Source organism: Brevibacterium sp. OS20, assembly GCF_056837565.1.
Genome location: NZ_CM166367.1, coordinates 1,856,112 through 1,876,377, shown reverse-complemented (window position 1 = coordinate 1,876,377; position 20,266 = coordinate 1,856,112). Strand labels below are relative to the sequence as shown.

At 63.5% G+C, this 20,266-nt stretch carries 19 protein-coding genes and 1 tRNA gene; 7 read left to right on the top strand and 13 right to left on the bottom strand.

Going from position 1 to position 20,266, the window contains the following annotated elements:
• Positions 1-80 precede the first annotated feature (80 nt).
• The 3 genes from pepN to ACVZTU_RS08320 are packed head-to-tail and all read left to right on the top strand — an operon-like array spanning position 81 to position 4,248.
• Positions 81-2,759, top strand: coding sequence for an aminopeptidase N (gene pepN / locus ACVZTU_RS08330; RefSeq protein WP_139907948.1), 2,679 nt, complete (start codon positions 81-83; stop codon positions 2,757-2,759).
• 12 nt (positions 2,760-2,771) lie between these two features.
• Positions 2,772-3,863: a mechanosensitive ion channel family protein gene (locus tag ACVZTU_RS08325; protein WP_139467004.1), complete on the top strand. Its 1,092-nt coding sequence runs from the start codon at positions 2,772-2,774 to the stop codon at positions 3,861-3,863.
• Entirely contained in the window at positions 3,847-4,248 is a 402-nt protein-coding gene (locus tag ACVZTU_RS08320; protein ID WP_181270454.1) for a globin, read from the top strand. The genes ACVZTU_RS08325 and ACVZTU_RS08320 overlap by 17 nt, the downstream gene beginning before the upstream one ends.
• 28 nt (positions 4,249-4,276) lie before the next feature.
• Here the strand turns inward: ACVZTU_RS08320 and ACVZTU_RS08315 are convergent, their stop codons facing one another.
• Complete coding sequence (locus ACVZTU_RS08315) at positions 4,277-4,948, bottom strand: DUF8185 domain-containing protein (protein WP_139907946.1); 672 nt, start codon at positions 4,946-4,948, stop codon at positions 4,277-4,279.
• The gene (locus ACVZTU_RS08310; protein WP_139467001.1) at positions 4,945-5,487 is read right to left on the bottom strand and encodes an acyl-CoA thioesterase; all 543 of its coding nucleotides are present in this window, start codon (positions 5,485-5,487) and stop codon (positions 4,945-4,947) included. The genes ACVZTU_RS08315 and ACVZTU_RS08310 overlap by 4 nt, the downstream gene beginning before the upstream one ends.
• Positions 5,488-5,582: 95 nt before the next feature.
• On the opposite strand from ACVZTU_RS08310, the gene ACVZTU_RS08305 reads away from it, so the two are divergent.
• Together ACVZTU_RS08305 and ACVZTU_RS08300 are read left to right on the top strand one after the other, a co-directional pair.
• On the top strand, positions 5,583-6,491 hold the full coding sequence (locus ACVZTU_RS08305) for an acyl-CoA thioesterase (protein ID WP_139467000.1): 909 nt from the start codon (positions 5,583-5,585) through the stop codon (positions 6,489-6,491).
• Positions 6,488-6,733: a hypothetical protein gene (locus ACVZTU_RS08300; protein WP_258041945.1), complete on the top strand. Its 246-nt coding sequence runs from the start codon at positions 6,488-6,490 to the stop codon at positions 6,731-6,733. Before ACVZTU_RS08305 ends, ACVZTU_RS08300 begins: the two co-directional genes overlap by 4 nt.
• 208 nt (positions 6,734-6,941) lie before the next feature.
• Here ACVZTU_RS08300 and ettA read toward each other — a convergent pair whose 3' ends face one another.
• From ettA to ACVZTU_RS08255, 9 genes are all read right to left on the bottom strand, one after another.
• Positions 6,942-8,624: an energy-dependent translational throttle protein EttA gene (ettA, locus tag ACVZTU_RS08295; protein ID WP_139466999.1), complete on the bottom strand. Its 1,683-nt coding sequence runs from the start codon at positions 8,622-8,624 to the stop codon at positions 6,942-6,944.
• 109 nt (positions 8,625-8,733) lie between these two features.
• The gene (locus ACVZTU_RS08290; RefSeq protein WP_139466998.1) at positions 8,734-9,459 is read right to left on the bottom strand and encodes a DUF6993 domain-containing protein; all 726 of its coding nucleotides are present in this window, start codon (positions 9,457-9,459) and stop codon (positions 8,734-8,736) included.
• Positions 9,460-9,560: 101 nt separating this feature from the next.
• The gene (locus tag ACVZTU_RS08285) at positions 9,561-10,154 is read right to left on the bottom strand and encodes a single-stranded DNA-binding protein (protein WP_180987860.1); all 594 of its coding nucleotides are present in this window, start codon (positions 10,152-10,154) and stop codon (positions 9,561-9,563) included.
• 190 nt (positions 10,155-10,344) lie between these two features.
• Complete coding sequence (locus ACVZTU_RS08280) at positions 10,345-11,925, bottom strand: GTPase (protein WP_482401705.1); 1,581 nt, start codon at positions 11,923-11,925, stop codon at positions 10,345-10,347.
• A complete protein-coding gene (locus ACVZTU_RS08275) occupies positions 11,922-13,619 on the bottom strand; it encodes a dynamin family protein (RefSeq protein WP_172169214.1) in 1,698 nt (565 codons plus the stop codon). The genes ACVZTU_RS08280 and ACVZTU_RS08275 overlap by 4 nt, the downstream gene beginning before the upstream one ends.
• Before the next feature lie 124 nt (positions 13,620-13,743).
• Positions 13,744-13,817 (bottom strand) — tRNA-Arg (locus ACVZTU_RS08270).
• A gap of 121 nt (positions 13,818-13,938) precedes the next feature.
• On the bottom strand, positions 13,939-14,145 hold the full coding sequence (locus ACVZTU_RS08265; protein ID WP_139466994.1) for a hypothetical protein: 207 nt from the start codon (positions 14,143-14,145) through the stop codon (positions 13,939-13,941).
• 88 nt (positions 14,146-14,233) lie between these two features.
• On the bottom strand, positions 14,234-14,548 hold the full coding sequence (locus ACVZTU_RS08260; RefSeq protein WP_139466993.1) for a thiamine-binding protein: 315 nt from the start codon (positions 14,546-14,548) through the stop codon (positions 14,234-14,236).
• An 87-nt stretch (positions 14,549-14,635) separates the two neighbouring features.
• A complete protein-coding gene (locus ACVZTU_RS08255) occupies positions 14,636-15,826 on the bottom strand; it encodes an acetyl-CoA C-acetyltransferase (protein WP_482401704.1) in 1,191 nt (396 codons plus the stop codon).
• 233 nt (positions 15,827-16,059) lie between these two features.
• Between ACVZTU_RS08255 and ACVZTU_RS08250 the strand changes: the two genes are divergently transcribed.
• Entirely contained in the window at positions 16,060-17,679 is a 1,620-nt protein-coding gene (locus tag ACVZTU_RS08250) for a cell division protein (RefSeq protein ID WP_482401703.1), read from the top strand.
• Positions 17,680-17,863: 184 nt separating this feature from the next.
• Here ACVZTU_RS08250 and ACVZTU_RS08245 read toward each other — a convergent pair whose 3' ends face one another.
• Entirely contained in the window at positions 17,864-18,160 is a 297-nt protein-coding gene (locus tag ACVZTU_RS08245) for a hypothetical protein (protein ID WP_482401702.1), read from the bottom strand.
• Positions 18,161-18,190: 30 nt separating this feature from the next.
• On the opposite strand from ACVZTU_RS08245, the gene nucS reads away from it, so the two are divergent.
• Complete coding sequence (nucS, locus tag ACVZTU_RS08240; RefSeq protein WP_139466990.1) at positions 18,191-18,886, top strand: endonuclease NucS; 696 nt, start codon at positions 18,191-18,193, stop codon at positions 18,884-18,886.
• A 256-nt stretch (positions 18,887-19,142) separates the two neighbouring features.
• Here the strand turns inward: nucS and ACVZTU_RS08235 are convergent, their stop codons facing one another.
• Positions 19,143-20,150 (bottom strand): hypothetical protein, encoded by a 1,008-nt coding sequence (locus ACVZTU_RS08235; RefSeq protein WP_482401701.1) that lies wholly within the window; start codon positions 20,148-20,150, stop codon positions 19,143-19,145.
• Positions 20,151-20,266 lie beyond the last annotated feature (116 nt).

The following is a 20,266-nucleotide window of genomic DNA, read 5'->3' as shown; positions in this document are numbered from 1 at the left end:
CACCGACACCGCCGCAGCGGAGCCTGTCCATGAAAGAATGACCGAGTACACCCGGTTCCCGAAGCGAAGGTCACCTCACTGTGCCGCAACACAATCTCACACGCGACGAAGCACGCGAACGTTCAGCCATCGTGGACGTCACGAGCTACGAGCACACTCTGATCCTCACAGGAGTCGGTGAGAGTTTCCGCGTCCGTTCACGTATCCGGTTCACCGCGGCAGCGGATTCGACGACATTCATCGACGCCATCACCGCGAGTGTCGAGCGCGTCCGACTCAACGGCACCGACCTCGACCTCGCCGAGGTGGTCGCACCGGCCCGCATCACCCTTCCCGGCCTCGCCGCTGAGAACGAACTCATCGTCGATGCCCATTTCGCCTATATGAACACCGGAGAAGGTCTGCACCGATTCGTCGACCCGATCGATGACGAGGTATACCTCTACTCTCAGTTCGAGGTCCCTGACGCCCGCCGTGTCTTCCCCGTGTTCGAGCAGCCCGATATCAAGTCTCCGTACTCCTTCACCGTCGTCGCGCCGGAGAAGTGGACCGTCGTCTCGAACTCCCCCACTCCGACTCCGAGCGACGCGAAGGAGACCTTCGCCGAGCTCGGAGAGGAACCGCAGGAGGGCATGGCGGTGTGGCAGTTCGCCCCGACCACGCCGATTTCGTCGTATATCACCGCGATCATCGCCGGCCCGTATGAGTCCGTGCATTCGCAGCTGACTTCCTCCGACGGTTCGATTGTTCCTCTGGGCCTCTACTGCCGCGCGTCTCTGCTCGAGCACCTCGATGCGACGAAGCTGTTCCGGATCACGAAGGCCGGTTTCGAGTTCTTCGAACGCGAATTCGGTGTCTCCTACCCGTTCGAGAAGTACGATCAGCTCTTCGTGCCCGAGTTCAATGCCGGAGCGATGGAGAATGCCGGCGCCGTGACGATCCTCGAGAACTATGTGTTCCGGTCACGTCCAACCGAGGCTCTTGTTGAGCGCCGGACCGTCACGATCCTCCACGAGCTCGCCCATATGTGGTTCGGCGACCTCGTCACCATGCGCTGGTGGAACGATCTGTGGCTCAACGAGTCCTTCGCCGAGTTCATGTCGACGCTGGCGACGGCCGAGGCCACCGAATTCGCCGATGCGTGGACGACCTTCGCCACGATCGAGAAGTCCTGGGCCTACCGACAGGATCAGCTGCCGAGCACGCACCCGATCGTCGCCCCGATCGAGGACCTTGCCGATGTCGAAGTCAACTTCGACGGAATCACCTACGCCAAGGGCGCTTCCGTGCTCAAACAGCTCGTGGCCTGGGTCGGTCGCGAGGAGTTCTTCTCCGGCCTCAAGAGCTACTTCGACAAGCACGCGTGGTCGAACACCGAGCTCTCCGATCTGCTCACGGAGCTCGAGGCCACCTCGGGCAGGGATCTGGAGAGCTGGTCGAAGCTGTGGCTGGAGGAATCCGGAGTCAACCTCCTCGAGGCCGTCGTCACCACTGAAGCCGGTGATGGCACGGCCAAGGCATCGGGAACGGACGAGCAGACGATCTCGAGCCTGCGCGTGACTCAGCAGCCCTGGTCGATTCCGGGTCAGCCGACCCCGTCGCTGCGTCCGCACCGGCTGGCCGTCGGCTTCTATTCGGACAATGGGCAGGGACGTCTGCAACGCACTCATTCCTTCCCCCTCGACATCGACGGAGAATCCGCAGAGGTGGACGAGGCTCGAGGCCTGGCCCTGCCCGATGTCATCGTCGTCAACGACGCCGATCTCAGCTATGCGAAGGTCCGCTTCGACGCCCGCAGCATGGACACTGCGGCGAACAGACTGGGTGACTTCGACGATTCGCTCACCCAGCTCCTCGTGCTGGCAACGCTGTGGGATGAAGTCCGTGACGGAGAACGGCCCGTCCACGACTACATCAACACTGTGCTCACCCATCTGGGCGCCATCACCCATTCCTCCGGACTGCTCACGCAGATGCGCCAGCTCGATACCGCGGTCGGCTCCTACCTGCCGCCGCAGGAGCGCGAGAGGATGCACGCCGAGGTGGCTGACCGTTTCCTCGAGGTCCTCGAGGCGACCGAGGAAGGATCGGACCAGGCCTTCCAGTTCGTGCGCGGATTCATCCGTCACGCGACCACACCTATGCAGCTGGAGCGTCTGAAGTCCTGGCTGCGACCGGAGACCGAACGCGTCTATGGGGTCGCCCTGGACACCGATCTCACGTGGGAGATCATCATCGGTCTGTGTTCGAACGACGCCGTCGACGATTCGACCGTCGGGGAGATGAGCCGCAGAGACCCCAGCGCCACCGGCGTCCGCCACGCCGCGACCGCACGGGCCAGCCGCCCCAACTCGGCGTCGAAATCGCAGGCCTTCACAAGGATGGTCGACGATGCAGATCTGCCGAACTCGGAACTCGGGGCGCTCGCTCTCGGCTTCGGCACCGGGCTGCAGACGAACTCCGGGGATTCCATCGCCGCCGAGGCGCCGCTGCGGTCCTTCGCCGACGAATACTTCGCACGGGTGGCAGGCTGGTGGGAGACGCGCACCCTGGAGATGGCGCAGACGATGACTCTGCGGCTGTACCCACCGGTGAGTTCTGCCACAGTCGACGCCACGTCACAGTGGCTCGACGAGCATCCCTCAGCGCCGAAGGGCCTGGTGCGGCTGATGCGGGAGAACTTAGCCGATGCGAATCGGGCGCTGCAGGTTCAGCGTGTGTCCAGCGCTTCCAAGGGATCATTGAACCTTCACAGTTAGTCTCGAAAGATCATGACAACCGATGCAATAGACTCCACTGTTCAGAACGCAAGTGACTTCGATTGGGCAACGTTCCTCCTCGGCGCTCCGCTGAAGATCACCGTGATCATCATCGGCGCCATCGTCGTCAACCTCATCATCCGGCTCTTCATCCGCCGGTTCACCACTGCGGTGGCCAAGGGCACGGTCGGCAGCGAGAAGGCCGAAAGCGCGGGACGAGCGAAATTCTCCGCCACCGCGCTTGAGGCTCAGCGGACCGGGATCGATGAGCAGACGATCAAGCAGCGTCGAGCCCAGCGGGCGAAGACCGTGGGGCGCATGCTGTCGTCGGTGACGACGATCCTCGTCAGTGTCATCGCGGTCCTCATGATCCTCGATGCGCTGAGCTTCAACATCGCCCCGATCCTCGCTTCTGCCGGTATCGCCGGTGTTGCCATCGCCTTCGGTGCTCAGGAGCTCGTCCGCGACTACCTGTCGGGATTCTTCATCGTCATCGAAGACCAGTATGGAATCGGTGACACCGTCGACCTGGGCGAAGCCGTCGGCGAAGTCGAGGACGTCGGCCTGCGCCGCACCCAGATCCGTGACCTCACCGGCACCCTGTGGCATGTGCGCAACGGCGAGATCCTGCGTGTGGGCAATCTGTCCCAGGGTTGGGCTCGTGCCGTGCTCGACATCCCGCTCGACTACCGGACCTCGATGGATGAGTACCGCGAGATGACCGCGGACATCACGCGCACTCTGCGGAAGGATCCCGAGCTGGCCAGTGCGATGTTGGAGGATCCCGAGATCGCCGGTGTCCAGTCGCTGTCGGGCTCCCACCGGGTCATCCGCACGATGGTCAAGACCAAGCCGAACCTGCAGTGGATGGTCGAGCGTGCCTTCCGTGCCGAACTGATGACCCAGCTGGCCAAGCGCGGCGGACAGATCGGTATGGTGCAGGAGACGGTTCTGCGTACCCTGCCCGCTCAGGAGAAGGCGATGGCTCCGGCCGTCGCCGAGGATTCCGAGAATCCCTCGCCTCTGCCCAGTGACCAGGAGATCCGCAGCACCGTGCAGGAGGACTCCCCCAGTGAAGGATCGAGCGATGTCGCAGATAACTGACGGTTCCATCTTCGAGGCCGTCGGCGGGCATGACACGTTCACCCGCCTCGTCGACGTGTTCTACCAGCATGTCGATGCGGATGCTCAGCTCATTGCGATGTATCCCGACGGCCATGAGCTGGAGGGGGCGAAGCACCGTCTGCAGATGTTCCTCGAGCAGTATTTCGGGGGACCGTCGACCTACCAGGAGCAGCGAGGTCACCCGCGACTGCGGATGCGGCATTTCGACTATCCGATCGATTTCGATGCCCGGGACCGCTGGCTGCGCTGCATGCGCGCGGCGCTCGACGATGTGAGCCTGCCGCCGCTGTACGACGAGATGTTCTGGGACTACTTCCAGCGGGCAGCGACCGCGATGGTGAATACGAACCCGAACATCCGGTGATCACTCTCCGGTGACCACAGACCGCTGATCACAGTCCGCGGGCACGCGTGAGCAGGTGACCGCCTGGGGCGACGAGACGCAGCCAGCCTCCGGATTCCATGATGCGCAGCTGACGGTCGTCATCGCGCCCCGGCGGTGGAATGAAGCGCAGCGCAGCGGCTGCGAAGGCCAATCCTCCTGGCATCCCGGTTCCCTGCTCGCCCGCCATCGGACGTGACCACACGCGGGAACGCAGAGCTTTGACCGCGTGTCCCCCGGAACCCTCGGGCGCACCGGTGCTGATCTCTGCGATCCCCGACTCCGCAGTCTCGTGGAGCCGCCCGACGCTGATCGTGTCGTACTCGGACCAGCCCCCGCGTGGGGGCGCGATCCCGGTCCACGACACGAGCACCGAATTCGGCGGCACCGGCAGAGTGGTTCCATTCTCGTCTCGGGCGAAGCGGTCGAGCAGATTCGACAGCGGGACCGCCTCGTCGAATCCGTCTTGTTCGTGGTCGTGCAGGCGCAGCATCCGCATGGCCAGCACCAGCGGTGTCGAATCGCCGAGCCCGTGCGGGAACAGCGGTGCCACGGTGGCGGCCAGGACGTCGGAGGCGACCTGCAGTCGCATCGCTCCGTCAGCATCTGCCCTGTGCGCCAGAGAAGTGAAGGCGGAGAGATCCCGCATCGCCAGCGGGTCACTGATATGCAGATCCGTCATCGTCGGGCCCTCCGCAGCGGAACGGGCGTGCCGAGCACCGATTCCATGGCGACGGTCTCGGCTTCGCTGAGGCGTCGCGGCCGGCCGCTGGCGATGTCGATGAAGACGATGACGGTCTCGGCGACCGTGTAGGTGCGCGAACCGTCCGGTTCGCAGATGACATAGCCCACCGTCACCGAGGCGGGTCGGACTTCGCTGATGACGAGATCGACGGCGATGGGTCCGGTCCGATAGGGAATCGGGGCACGGTATTCGATGGCGTGGGAGGCCACGAGCAGCTCGGTGGTGGCAGAGGCGTCGGCGAAGATCGTCGGTATCTCGACCCCGCTGACCGTCTCGGACACCCCATGCTCTCCCGGCGTGGTCGGTGCATCGGAGCTGTGGGTGGGAGAGCCGAGGGCACGGACGCGCGCCTCTTCCAGCAGTTTGAGCTGGGTGACGTTGTTCACATGGCCGTAGGCGTCCATATCACCCCATCTCAGTTCCAACAGTACGCGGGTGAATTCGTCGAGAAGGGGGTTGGTGGCGCCAGAGTGCATGCCTCCCATCATGCCACCTTCATCACGACGGTGCCGCACGCGATAGGATCGTGACTCGTACGCACGATTGGCCCAGTCATCCGAGGGAGAAGCCCATGACCGACGAAGCATCCTCCGAAGCGGAGGCGAACGTAGCTCGGCTGCACGAGATCCTCGATCTGCGCCGGCTCGAGTTCACTGCGGCGTCCAGCGAAACGGACTTCTTCATCGGGCACAGCCAGTACAAACCCGACGGTCGGGTCTTCGGCGGGCAGGTGCTCGCACAGTGTGTCGTCGCAGCCGCTGCCACACTTCCCAGTGACCGCCTGATCCATTCGCTCCACGGATATTTCCTGCGCGCCGGCGATGTCAGCGAGCCCATCGAATTCGGCGTCGAACGGCTGCGTGACGGCCGTTCGTTCTCGGCCCGCCGCGTCCACGCATATCAGAAGGGCGCGCCGATCCTGTCGTTGAGCGCTTCGTTCCAGGACGACCAGCCGGGTCTCAGCCATGCCGAGCAGATGCCGACCGGTCTGCCGGCTCCCGCGGACTGCCCGGAACTGCTTGACTATATCGGCGACGAGGATTCTCCGGTCGTCAGCGACTGGCTGCGGAAGCGGCCCTTCGAAGTCCGTCCTGTCGAGCCGTCCCTGCACACCTCGGGCGTCTCCGATCCCTCGATCACCGAACAGCATTCCTGGTTCCGAGCCAGTTCGACGTTCGGAGACGACCCGGTGCTCAATGCCGCGGCTCTGGCCTATGCCAGTGACTTCAACCTGCTCGAACCCGTCCTTCGTCATCACGAACTGACGTGGCGAACCCCGGGGCTGCGGGTGGCCAGCCTCGACCATGCGATGTGGTGGCACCACCGGGTGCGCGTCGACGACTGGATGCTCTATGTGCAGGAGTCTCCTGCCGCACAGGGTGGGCGCGGTCTCGGCTACGGCCGCATCTTCGCTCAGGACGGAACCCTGCTGGCCACTGTGGCCCAGGAAGGCATGGTCCGGGTCAAGGAGGTTCAGTGACGAGTAAGGACCCGACGATGATGGACATCATCGGCACCATCCTCAGCCGACTGGTCAACGTGGCGCTTTTCCTCGTCATCGGGCTGCTCAGCCTCGTGGCGTTCATGGGACGCACGGATCTGCATCTGGCGGTCTGCGGGCTGTTGGCAGTCGTATGTGGAGTCATCGGCACGATTCTCGTCCGTCTGCTGTTCAGAGGGATCGCGAACCTCGGCGGACTCACCCGCCGCTCAGAGGACTGACTCTTCTCCTCACTCGGTCGCGGCTTCACGCTGGCCCGCTTGGACCGTCCGCCAGCGGACGCAGTACACGTCTCCCACCGATTCTGTGCGGGCGCGTTCATCGTCCACCTGTTCCGCAAGGATCCAGAGATGCCCCGGTCTCTATGACCGGGGCATCACTGTGTTCGAAAGAAGAGTCGGAACCGGTTCGGCTCAGACCGAACTGAGCTCAGTCTCGGGTGAGACGACGGTGGGTGACTCGGTGCGGTCGGGCCGCATCTTCGCCGAGTCGCTCGACCTTGTTCTTCTCATAGGCTTCGAAGTTGCCTTCGAACCAGTACCAGTTCGCCGGGTTCTCCTCTGTGCCCTCCCACGCGAGGATGTGCGTGGCCACACGGTCGAGGAACCAGCGATCGTGCGAGACGACCACTGCGCAGCCGGGGAACTCGAGCAGAGCGTTCTCCAGCGAGCCGAGGGTCTCGACATCGAGGTCGTTCGTCGGCTCATCGAGCAGGAGCAGGTTTCCACCCTGTTTGAGGGTGAGAGCGAGGTTGAGGCGGTTGCGCTCACCGCCGGAGAGGACTCCGGCTTTCTTCTGCTGGTCCGGGCCTTTGAATCCGAACGCGGAGACATAGGCACGGGAGGGCATCTCCACCTTGCCGACCTGGATGAAGTCGAGTCCGTCGGAGACGACCTCCCACAGGTTCTTGTCCGGATCGATTCCGCCGCGGGACTGATCGACATAGGAGATCTTCACGGTCTCTCCGACCTTGAGATCTCCGCCGTCGAGCTCTTCCATACCGACGATCGTCTTGAACAGCGTCGACTTTCCGACGCCGTTGGGGCCGATGACGCCGACGATGCCGTTGCGCGGCAGGGAGAAGCTCAGGCCGTCGATGAGTTTGCGCCCATCGAAGCCCTTTTCGATCTTGTCCGCTTCGATGACGACATCACCGAGGCGGGGGCCGGCCGGAATCTGAATCTCTTCGAAGTCGAGCTTCTGCGTCTTCTCCGCCTCGGCCGCCATCTCTTCGTAGCGGGCCAGACGTGCCTTCGACTTCGTCTGCTTCGCCTTGGGGTTCGAACGCACCCATTCGAGTTCGTCTTTCAGCCGCTTGGCGAGTTTCGCGTCCTTCTTACCCTGGACCTGAAGGCGCTCCTGCTTCTTCTCGAGGTAGGTCGAGTAGTTGCCCTCATACGGGTAGAGGTGCCCACGGTCGACTTCGGCGATCCATTCGGCCACGTGGTCGAGGAAGTACCTATCGTGGGTGATCGCGATGACAGCGCCCGGGTAGGTCTTCAGGTGCTGCTCGAGCCACAGCACCGATTCCGCATCGAGGTGGTTCGTCGGCTCGTCGAGGAGCAGCAGATCGGGCTTCTCGAGCAGAAGCTTGCACAGTGCCACACGGCGACGTTCACCGCCGGAGAGTACAGCGACGTCCGCGTCCGGCGGCGGGCACCGCAGAGCGTCCATCGCCTGTTCGAGCTGGGAGTCGAGATCCCAAGCGTCAGCGGCGTCGATGGCCTCCTGCAGCTTGCCCATCTCTTCCATGAGGGCGTCGAAGTCCGCATCGGGATCGGCCATCTCCTCGGAGATGGCGTTGAAACGATCGACCTTTGCCTTGATCTCGCCGACGCCTTCTTCGACGTTGCCGAGGACGGTCTTCTCTTCATTCAGGGGCGGCTCCTGCATGAGGATGCCCACCGAGTACCCCGGGCTGAGTCGAGCTTCACCGTTGGAGGGCTGCTCGATACCCGCCATGATCTTCAGAATGGTTGATTTGCCGGCGCCGTTGGGGCCGACCATACCGATCTTCGCTCCGGGGTAGAACGACATCGATACATCGTCGAGGATGACTTTGTCACCGTGCGCTTTGCGCGCCTTGTGCATGGTGTAGATGAATTCGGCCATAGTGCACTCAGGCTATCGGTTCGGCGCACCCCAGCGCCACTTGACGCTCGGCATCCGCCGGGGATGTCCGAACTTCCGCCGAGGCGGCCAGACCTGCGTTGACGAGCGCTCAGCCTCCGCCGAGAGACGGGGCTTCACCCGAAGTGCCACCGTCGCTCGAAGTCTCCTCGGACCCGCCCTCACCGGAGGATCCGTCGGTGCCCTGAGAACCATCGGTTCCTTGGGAACTGTCAGTGCCTTCGGAGCCCGCAGTCCCTTCCGCTCCCCCGGTGCTTGCCGACGAGGAGCCGTCTTCACTCGGCACGGGGCTCTCGGTTTCCCCGTCCTTGCCGTTGATGTCCTCGCCGGGCAGGTGGCCGGCACCGTTCGAGTCGCCGTCTTCGTCGCGCTTCTCGCCCTTCGGTGCTTTGACACCTTTCGGCCGTTCCACTTCGCCGAACAGGCAGGAGCCCGTCGATTCGGTGGGCTGGACGAGGTCGGCGGTGGCTTTGCCCTTCCGGATCTCGCCGACGACGCAGCCCTTGTCGGTCTTGACTCCGAACATCTTCGAAGGGACTTCATTGCCGAGCGGCGATTCGTCGATCGTCGCCTCCAGCTGTTCGGGCTCATAGCCGGCGTCGAGCATCGTGGAGAAGAACTTCTTCGTCGACGGCACCGATTCCTTGTCACCCGTCAGCGGTTTGAGTGCCTTGAGCACCTTGTCGACTTCGGCAACGGGCTTCGCCTGGGTCTGCTTCGGCTGCGGCTGCGAATCATCGGCACCGAAGCCGAGAAGCGAGCAGCCCGACAATGCCAGAGTCAGTGCCGCAGCACTCAGCACAGGAACAAGACGCATCTGCAACCTCGGCGAGAGGGGACGATTGACAGTCTCACTCTAGCGGATGTCACGGGCCGCGAGGCGCATAGATTCTCCAGGACTGCAAGGAATTCACGCGATCAGAAGGGCGCCGCGGCTTTTGCGGTCTCCTGTGCGATCGGATCATCTTCGGCACCGGTGTCGATGTCGGCATCGGCGCCGCTCGCGGCATCGACGATGTCGCCATGATCGGTGTCGCCGTCGGATTCGGACTCCGGCGGCGTTTCTGCGGTGCCCAAGGTGTTCCAGACCGAATCATTCGATCCGGATGGCTCAGAGTTCGACTCTCCGGTCGTCGACTGTGAGCGGTCGGCTGCTTTGGCGCGCTTGTAGTGGGCGGTTCCGTACCTCAGGTCGGGGCCGATATGCTCCGCGACCACCGTCGGCGAGATTCCGCTGCGCTCCTCGGTGGCCCATTCTCGATTCCTCAGGCTGCCCGTTACGATCACCGCGGCGCCGGTGTTGAGCGACATCGCGGAATTGCTCGCCAGGTCGCCGTAGCAGTCGACGCCGAACCACGAGGTGCCGTCTGTGACGAACTCGCCGGTGTTCTTGTCGACTCGCCAGTGGTTGACGGCCAGCCTGAACGAGGCGCAGGCTCGCCCGGACGGCAGCGTTCGTGCGCTCGGCTCGGTGGCGATGGTGCCGGTGACGCTGATCGGGATTGCGGACATCGGTGTCTCCAAATCGGTGTGATGAAACCATACGGTCGTCTGCGTCCGCATGGATCTCCAGTGAGCCCGGTCCTTCGCTCGGGTGTCCAGAAACATGAAATGCCCTGTGGACAGAGGTTCTCCGTCCACAGGGCTTCACAGTCCGAGTCGCCCACGGGGTGTGTTCGAGTCGGTGATGCGCGTCTGCGTCTCAGCCGAGCATCTCGTATGCCCGTCGGTGCTCTCCGATGACGCTCTTCACCGAGTTGAGATACGAGCTCTGGGCGACGCGGCCGACCGCGTCTCGCAGCTTGCCGTCGACCTCGGATGCCGCCTCCTTCGCGCCTCTGGCCCGCGCCGACTTCGCCATCAGAGAGGTCACGAACGAACCGATGCAGCCGATCAGAAACAGCCCGATGCTGACGATCCAACACCACGTCGGCAAGGCACCCGAACCGATTGCGGCGACGAGGGCGGAGACGATGATGCCGAGGAGACCGACGATCGAGGCGACGAAGAAGATGATCTGCAGGGTGTGCGCCAGCGACCACCAACCGGGGCTCTGGCGAGTGATATCCACAGCGGTGACGGCCGAGTCGAGATTCGCCGACAGCTCGTCGGTGCTCTTCTTCTCTGCTTCCGCGGCCTCGTTCTGCCATGCCTGCGGCATGGTCGACACGGATTCTGCGATGAGTTCGTGGGCCATGAGCCGGACGTGGGAGCTCTGTGCCTTCGTCGTCGCCGGCACCGATGCGCGGACGAGCTCGTCCCTGTCCTGACCGTGTTTGGCACCCAGCGGATCGGGCGCATTGCGCTGGGCCCATGCGAGGATGGGGTACCCGGTCTTGCGGTAGGAACGGCGGATGTAATCATCGTGCACGGTCTGTGCCACGGCTTCGACACCGGCGGCTTCCGACATCGTCTCGACCAGTCGGGATGCGCCGGCCAGTTCGTCCGGCGAGGAGACCGGTTCTCCGAGTTCCTTCCGGATCCGATTGGCCATCGCCTGCATATCGGCCAACAGCCTCTCGGCCGCTGCGTCGTTCGAGTCGACGGTGTCGGCGAGGATGCTGCGGATCTCCGGGATGCCCTCTCGGGTCACGGCCGAGGAGATGCGCACGTTCGTCTCGCTCAGCCCATCCTCGTTGAGCAGCTGGCGCAGATGGTCGGTTGCGGCCCTCTGCTCCTCCGGGCTGAGTTTGTCGATCTGGTTGAGGACGACGACCATGTTCCCACTGTTCTCGGCAAGTTTGGTCAGGTACTCGGAGTGCAGCGAGAAGTCGGCGTATTTCTGTGGGTCGACGACCCAGAAGACGACATCGACGAGTCCCACCAGACGATCCGACTCGACACGGTGTTCGACTGCCGTGGAGTCGTGGTCGGGCAGGTCGAGCAGGATCAGTCCGTGCAGGCGTCTCTGATCGTCGCCGTCGAGCGCGGACTCGCGCCAGGTGCGGCTGCGTTCGGGCACGTGCAGCCAGTCGAGGACATCGTTTCCGCCCTCGCCCCAGACGCATGCGGTCGGTCGTGAAGTCGTCGGCCTGCGCACACCGACACGGGCGATCTCGAGACCGGCCACTGCGTTGAACAGTGAGGACTTGCCGGAGCCCGTCGACCCTGCGAAGGCCACGACGGTGAAGTCCTCACCCAGGCCCAGGCGGTCTTCCGCCCGGTCGAGCAGATTCTGAGCATCGGTGCGAACTTCTCCGCCGAGCTTGTCCTCACTCAGCGACAGGGCGTGTCGGATGCCTTCGGCGAGACGCCGGATCTCGGTCTGTGCGGAACTGTTCACAATGCCACCTCAAGTCGTTCACCGGAGGCGCGCAGGGCGCCCGCTTGCCGCGCCGGTACCGCGGATAGTCTCAGTGCGTTGTCGAAAGGAGTACGGCAGCCCGCCACGATGCCTACAGCCGCGTCGAGGAAGCGCTGTCGGATCGATGCGATGAGACCGGCCGCCTCGTCGGCTCCGAAGATCGTCTCCGCAAGATTGAGTGCGACTCCTGCCCCTTGTCGGGTGCTCTGCCCGCCATCGCTGGCGCTCCGCGGATCCCAGAAGGCCGCGTATTCGACGACGGCGCAGACTCCTGCAACGCCGAAGGAGAGGATCCGGGCCTTGGACTTCTTGCCCTGACCGATATCGCGCACTAGCGCGTTGACTTCATCCGACCACGTGGCCACCGCCGACTTCACTGAGTCCTCGAGCCCCGCGGCCACCGTGCGCAGTTCGGGTTGATCTTCGATGAGCGCTGCACCTGCAGCGGTGTTTCGCCATTCGGCATTGACTTCATCGACCACGTCGATGGCCTGTTCGCGCAGCGACACAGCCGCGCTGCGCAGGATGGCGACATGCAATGGAGTGGCCGCGTCATGTTTGCCGGTCACTGCGGCGGAGATGCGATCGCGCATTCGAGCCATCGTCGGCTCCAGTCCGCGGAAGAGCTGTCCTGTGCCCACGAAGTCCTGCCAGCGGGCATTGACCTCTCCGTGGAGGACCCGTCCGTCGGAGAAGACTTCGGCGAGTCCGGATTGAGCCGATCGGAAGCTCTTCTCCACTGAGCCGACCAGGGCGATGTGGGCCTGTTCCTGAGTTTCGGCGAAGTCGGCGAGCTCCCTCACCCGTGCGGGCAGGGCAGCGATCGCACCCGTCAGCGTGCGATTGCGGATGCGTTCGAGTGAGGTGCCCTCCGTGCCGACTTGAGAGATCCAGGAGCGAATAGGGTAGATCGCCGCATGAGGCAGCAGACCGTCTTCCAGCTCGAGCTCGGCGACGGAGAAGATCGGTGAGTTCGCCAGTCCTGCATCGGCGAGAAGACTCGACAGGTGATGCCTGACTTCGCGGTTGGCTTCGGGCGGAACCCGATCGAGAACGATGGCCACCGAAGTGCTTCGCGCAGCGGCCGTCTTCAACAGGGCCCACGGGGCGGCATCGGCGTACCGGTTCGCCGTCGTCACGAAGAGCCACAGGTCGGCGCTGAGCAGCACCCTGCGCGAGAGCGCACGGTTCGTCTCCGAGATGGAGTCGATGTCCGGACAGTCGAGGATAGCCGTGCCCGCTTCGATGTTCTCATCGGCGATGAGCACGACTCCGGGCATGGCCGACTGAGGATCGGAGCTGCGCGGCAGGTCAGGCAGGTAATGCTCTGATTCGAAGAACTTCGCATCGGCGGGGTTGAAGATGACGACCGGGTTGCCCGTCGTCGGTCGACGCACGCCGGCAGGACTGACATTGCGCCCTACGAGGGAGTTGACCAGTGTCGATTTGCCGGCACCTGTCGACCCGCCCACGGCGATGAGGAACGGAGTCCGCGAACGATTGATCCGCGGCAGCACGTAGTCGTTGAGTTCCGCAGTCAGTGTCGAGTGTGCTGTGCGAGCGTCGGCGAAGTCTTCGCTGCGCAGGGTGAAGCGCGTCTCCGAAACTCGCTTGACGATATCGTTCAACGCTTGGCCGACCGGCGGCGTCACGGCGCTCTTGCTCTCAGTCATCACGCCTCCACTCTCTATGTTTTCCCAGCTCGGCACCAACTGCCACGCCGTATCGGCGCGGAATTGCTCAGCGACTGCAGGGATCAGACGGATCCGCCCGTTCAACGGGTGCGGGCATGAGAAGCGCCCCCGGCGGGGCTCGAACCCGCGACCTACCGCTTAGAAGGCGGTTGCTCTATCCGACTGAGCTACGGAGGCTCAAATATCGTAACCGATGCCCGGATGAGAACAGAAAGCGGCCCCGGGTCGGTGCGGACTGTCTCGTCCGTCGCCTCGAACCGGGGCCGACGCGCTGCCGTGAAAGCTCGGCAGGAACATCTCAGTAGTGACGGGCTGCGTTCTCCATCGACTTCCTCACCGTCACGAATGACACGGCCACCACTCCCGTCATCGCAAGAATGACTGCCACGGCTTCGATCCCAAAGGCGAAGTCGACGATGATCGGGAAGAATCCTGCGAGCATGAAGCCCAGCAACGCGACAAGCGTCAGTGCCGTGGCAACTGAGAAGAGCTTTGCACCATTCATTGTCCATCTCCTTCGATCGATGCATCCGATGGAGAAAGACTAACGCCAGATGAGACTCACGTCACTGAGAATTTCGGAAGAATTCGACTCAGCCTTCGCCCCGAGCGTCGATCGCCTTCTCCAGACGCTCGAGTTTGCCGTCGATCTCGCCGGTGTAGCCGGGACGGATATCGGCCTTGACTACCAGGGACACTCGAGTGCCGAACTGGCCGACAGCCTCGGTGGCCTCTTTGATGACCGCGAAGACCTCGTCCCATTCCCCTTCGATGGTCGTGAACATCGAGTCCGTCCGGTGCGGCAGACCGGAATTGCGGACGATCTCGACAGCCGCTGCCACGGCATCGTGGACCGAGGCGTCGGCCCCTTCTCCCCCACTGGGAGCGACTGAGAAAGCTGCGAGCATGTTGATGGTCCCTTCTGTCCGGTCCGGTGGGGAGCCGATCGGCTCCCCACCGGTTCATCTGGCTGAATTGAGGTCGAACGACTCGGCTCAGGCCTGAGCGGGCACTGTCACGATGAGCGAGTCACCCTGCCCGCCGCCTCCGCAGAGTGCGGCGATACCCGTGCCGCCGCCTCGGCGCTGGAGTTCGAGGGCAAGGGTGAGGACGACCCGGGCTCCCGAGGCACCGATCGGGTGGCCAAGTGCGACGGCGCCGCCGTTGACGTTGACCTTGTCCTCGTCGATGCCGAGGTCCTTGGCGCTGGCCAGGCCGACGGCGGCGAAGGCTTCGTTGATCTCATAGAGGTCGAAGGAGTCGGCTGCGACGCCTTCACGCTCGGCAGCGACCTTGATCGCCTGTGAGGGCTGGTGCTGGAGAGTCGAGTCCGGTCCGGCGGTCCAGGCATGCGAACGGATCTCGGCGAGGATCGGAGCGCCGAGCTCTTCGGCCTTCTCACGCGACATGACGACGACAGCGCAGGCTCCGTCGGAGATCTGCGAAGCGTTGCCGGCGGTGATCGTTCCGTCCTTCCGGAAAGACGGCCGCAGCTTGGACAGGGACTCGGCCGTCGTGTCAGGACGCACACCCTCGTCTGCGGAGATGGTGACATCGCCCTTGCGCGAGCTGATGGTCACTGGCACGATCTCATTCTTGAAGGCACCGGCCTTCTGTGCCGCCGCCGCGCGCTGGTGCGAACGAGCGGAGAACTCATCCTGCTCAGCGCGCGAGAACTCGCGGTCACCGGCATTGGCCTCTTCGGTCAGTCCGCCCATAGCCTGATCGGTGAATGCGTCCCAGAGTCCGTCGTAGTCCATATGGTCCTTGGCGACGACATCACCGTACTTGTACCCCGAACGCGATTTCATCAGCATGTGCGGGGCCTGGCTCATCGATTCCTGCCCGCCCGCCACGACGACGTCGTACTCGCCGGCTCGGATCAGCTGAGCCGCTTGGGTGATCGTGTTGATTCCCGACAGGCACAGCTTGTTGACCGACACAGCCGGAACGGACATCGGAATGCCGGCTTTGACTGCCGCCTGTCGACCGGGGCCCTGACTGTTTCCGGCCTGCAGAACCTGGCCCATGATCACGTAGTCGACGTCGGAGCCCTGAATGCCGGCACGATCGAGTGCCCCGGCGATGGCTTCGGCGCCGAGCTCGACGGCACTGAGTTTCGACAGCTCTCCCTGCAGTCGCCCGAACGGTGTGCGCGCTCCGGCGACGATCACTGCATCAGCCATATTTCCTCCTCGGATATCCGCGCTGCGGACGCGTGTCCGCAGCACGTATGCATTTCGACATCCACCAGCCTAGTCGAGGCCCATGTGGCCTGCATCACGGGGTCCGCGCGGCCATGGATCAAGCCCTCGTCCACACTCTCGCATTCGCACCCAACACTCATGGAGTCTCCGTTAGAGTAGGACGAGGACAGCCTAAGAACACCCCCTTTCCAAGATGACAGGAGTTCGCTTCAGTGACGCCCACCGAAGAATTCCGCACAGCGATGCGCGGCTACGAGAAGAGTGAAGTCGATTCGCGACTGCAGCAGCTGCGCACCGAGGTCGAGTCGGTCCGCAAGGCCCTGGCCGATGCGCGAAGCCAGGTCATCAATGCAGATCGGGCGAAGCTGCAGATCGCAGGTGAGCTCTCCGAAGCCAAAGCACAGCTGAAGAAGGCTGCCAACGACAATGCAGAGGCGGCAGGGCCTCCCGGAAGCCGCATCGACCATCTTCTCAAGATCGCCGAGTCGCAGGCCCGCGAGACCCTGGCTCAGGCCAATTCCGATGCCGAGACGATTCGGAACAAGGCCCGCGCCGAGGCGGCATCCGCTCGCGCTCGGATGCACACCGAGAGCAACGACACACTGTCCAATGCGCGTTCGGAAGCCGATGCGATCACTTCCTCGGCCGAGTTGCGCGCCGAAGAGACGATCAAAGCTGCTGAGAAACGCGCAGCCGAGCTCAGCGCAACCACCGAACGCGAGACCAACCAGGCCAAGGAAGCGAATGCCGCTTCCGCCAAGGAGGCTCGTGAGAGTCTCGATCTCGAGCTCTCCGAACTGCGGGCGACCGCTGAGAAGGAAGCTGCGGATCTGCGTGCCGAGGCCAAGACCGAGGCAGAAGAGACAGTGGCGGCTGCTCAGGCGCAGGCCGATGAGCTACTCAAGTCCGCGAAGGCACGCGACGAGGCATCGAAGAAGGCCGGAAACGACTTCGACGTCGAGCTCGCGAACAAGCGCAAGGAAGCCGAGACCGAACGCAAGAAGCGCTACGAAGAGGCTCAGGTCGAGAACAAGAAGCTCGTCGAAGAGGCTCAGGCACGCGCAGCGAAGGCCGACACCGAGGCCAAGGAAGCTGCCGAGCGTGCGGAGCAGACTCGCACCGACGCAGTGAAGAAGGCCGACGAGATCATTGCCGATGGAAAGTCCCGCGCACAGACGCTCATCGCTGAAGCTCGCGCCACCGCCGAGGCGACCATCGAGGAATCAGCGGCAGAGGCCAAGCGCAATGTGGCCTCCGCACAGTCGCAGGTCGATCTGCTCACGAAGCAGCGCAAGACGATCACTGCTCAGCTCGACCAGCTCCGTTCGCTGTTCGCTATGCCCGGGGTCATGGGCGGCGACTCAGTGGATCCGGCGAAGGCCGAATCGGCGTCTCACGCCACCGAGCAGATCGCCGACGGTCAGGAGCTCGAGGACCTGCTGGCCGACGATGACTCGTCGGATGCGCCCAAGGCCGACGACTCCGCGAAGTCGACCGATGACGCAGCATCGAACGACGCCGAAACCTCGAAGTCCGGATCCGCCTCGGGCGGGGGTTCGAAGTCGACCGGTCCTGCGAAGAACGATGGTGCCGGAGCCAAGGGCAACGGCCCTGCGAAGGCTTCCGACGAGTCGGCCGAAAGCTCGAAGTCGACTCCTGCTTCGAAGAACGCTGCGGAGTCGAACGCTGACTCTGCCGCTGATGAGAAGGACACGGCAGGCGAAGATCTGCCCAACGGCGCCACCGACGAGGACACGATCTCGATCAACGCTCAGGTCTCCGGCTCGAAGGACAACTCGAAGACCTCGCGCTCGCGCAACTCGCTGCGCTGAGATCGTTTGAGTCGAGACCGACTGCGTCCAGACGAATCGAACTGAGACGGGCCGAATCGACTATGAGAAGGGACCCGCTGACGCGGGTCCCTTCGTCACTATGAGGCACGTTGGCTGACTGAGGTCTCAGTCGACTCCGGCCCTGTTTCCGACAGCCCAGAGATCTTCTGTTCTCACCCTGCCCTCACCGGAAGCGGTCGAAGCAGTGCTGGTGCCAGTGCCGTCTGCTCTCGACCCCGATCTCGATTCCGTGGGGAGCATCCTGACGCCACGCAACGACATGACTCGAGGCGGCGCTGACGTCGCGACCGCAGCCGGGGCAGACATAGACCTTGCCGGATTCGTTTCCCTTCACGGTCTGCACGGACCAGTTTCCGTCCGGCAGTGAACGGCTTGTCCTCATGCCTGCCACAGAGTCGGACAGATCGCGGGGAGCCTGTTGCCATTTGTTCTTGCGACGCGAGGATGAAGATCGTGGCATTGAGTCATTGTCTCACGTAGGCTGAAGCGCGTGCGTCTAGTCATTGCCCAATGCTCCGTTGATTATGCCGGTCGTCTGACCGCCCACCTTCCGATGGCCACCCGCCTCATCATGCTCAAGTCTGACGGCTCGGTACTCATCCATTCCGACGGCGGTTCCTATAAGCCGCTGAACTGGATGACTCCCCCGTGTACGGTTCGGCATATCGAGCCCGACGCCGAGCAGGCAGAGGCCGGTCTGACGGAGCTGTGGGAGGTTTCGCAGACGAAGACCGGTGACCGTCTCGTCATCTCCATCGCCGAGGTCCTCGCTGACGACTCCTATGAGTTCGGGGTCGATCCCGGGCTGGTCAAGGACGGGGTCGAAGCGCATCTGCAGGAACTGCTCGCCGAGCATATCGAGACCCTCGGCGAGGGCTACAGTCTGGTGCGCCGCGAGTACATGACCGCGATCGGTCCGGTGGACATCTTGGCTCGTGACGACGGACAGAAGTCTGTGGCGGTGGAGATCAAGCGCCGCGGCGATATCGACGGTGTCGAACAGCTGACCCGCTATCTCGAGCTGATGAATCGCGATCCACTGCTGAGCCCAGTCAACGGAGTCTTCGCTGCTCAGGAGATCAAACCGCAGGCACGTACTCTCGCTGAGGACCGCGGCATCCGCTGCGTCGTTCTCGACTACGATGCTCTCCGCGGAATGGACGACCCCGAGACGCGCCTCTTCTGATCACCCACGATCAGCCGGCGGAGCAGCCCACGGTCAACCTGCGGGATGGCCGGCCACCAACTCCAGCGTCGCCGATCAACCCGCGGGAAAGCCGGCCACTCACTTCAGCCGCGCCGATCAAGCCGAGCCGTGTCGCTCCCTTCGTGCAACGTCCGTAGCTCCTCAGCGCGGGCCCACACCGTCGATCAAGGCGGACTGCGCTTATCGCCCTGTCTCCGGAACGAATTACGCTGTCCGCCTTGATCGAGCGTCAGGATCATGTTTCACGGCGGCTGTCGTCCATGATCAGTCGTCGTCGCACTGACTCTCCGATACGCAGGAAGAGGTCGGCGGAGAAGAGATCGCTCCACCGGACCCGGAAGACCAACCAACCCTCGTTGCGCAGCGCATACTCGCGGCGCCGTTCACGCTCGAAAGTCACTTGCGGATCCGCTCCGTCGAGGTGGTATTTTCCTGCACCATCGAACTCTGCGATGACCTTCGCCCGTCTATTGGCGAAATCGGTACGGCCCAAGTGCTTGCCGTTTCCATCGCGAATGTCGACCTGCGGCTCGAACTCCGGAATCGAATGCTCGACGAACCGCACCGCGCAGATCGACTCAGCGACGCTCTCGCGGCGTGAATCGACACTCTCGAATACCTTGACGATCTTCCGTGTGCCTGTGCGAACAGGATGCGCTTCACTGTAGGAACGCATCTGTTCGACGGTCACGACTGAGCTGCGCACAGCTGCATCGGGCGCCGCGACAGAGAATGCGAGCGGACAGTCCCGAGCAATGTCGAGCAGCGTCTGCAGGACCGTCGTCACCGGGATCTCATCGACGAACTCGTTCCCTGCACGATCTGAGACGCGTCGCCGCACAAGCATCTTCGCCAGACGAACTCCGCTGCGCGGACTCACCGATTCGGCGAAGACGTCGTCCCGCTCGACGTAGGGAATTGGAAGGCCGTGAACGATCAGTGCGCTGCGGTGAGAGAATACTGCGTCCGGAGGCAGGCGATCGACGTACGACCGGACGAGGATTCTCAGATCCTCCACGCGTTTGCGCAGGCCCGTCGACTCTATCGGCAGTGTGGTTGTGGGAGCCGCGGCTATCGCACTGACGAAACTGTGCGCCGGATCAGAACATTCTGCGGTGACAACATATCGCCCTCGTTCCAATCGTCGCAGACAGCAGCGTTCGGCAGCGCTGATCCGATGACAGTCCCACCCGGCCTCGAGCAGTGCGGCAGTCGACAGACATATATACATGCCTTCAAGCATGCGTGACGAGACGCGGGAGAACCAGGATGAGAAGTCGGGCTGTGGACAACTCTCGTCTCCTCCACACAGACCGCATCGTCATGAGGATCGGCCGACGTGCAGGTCCGCGGAACCAC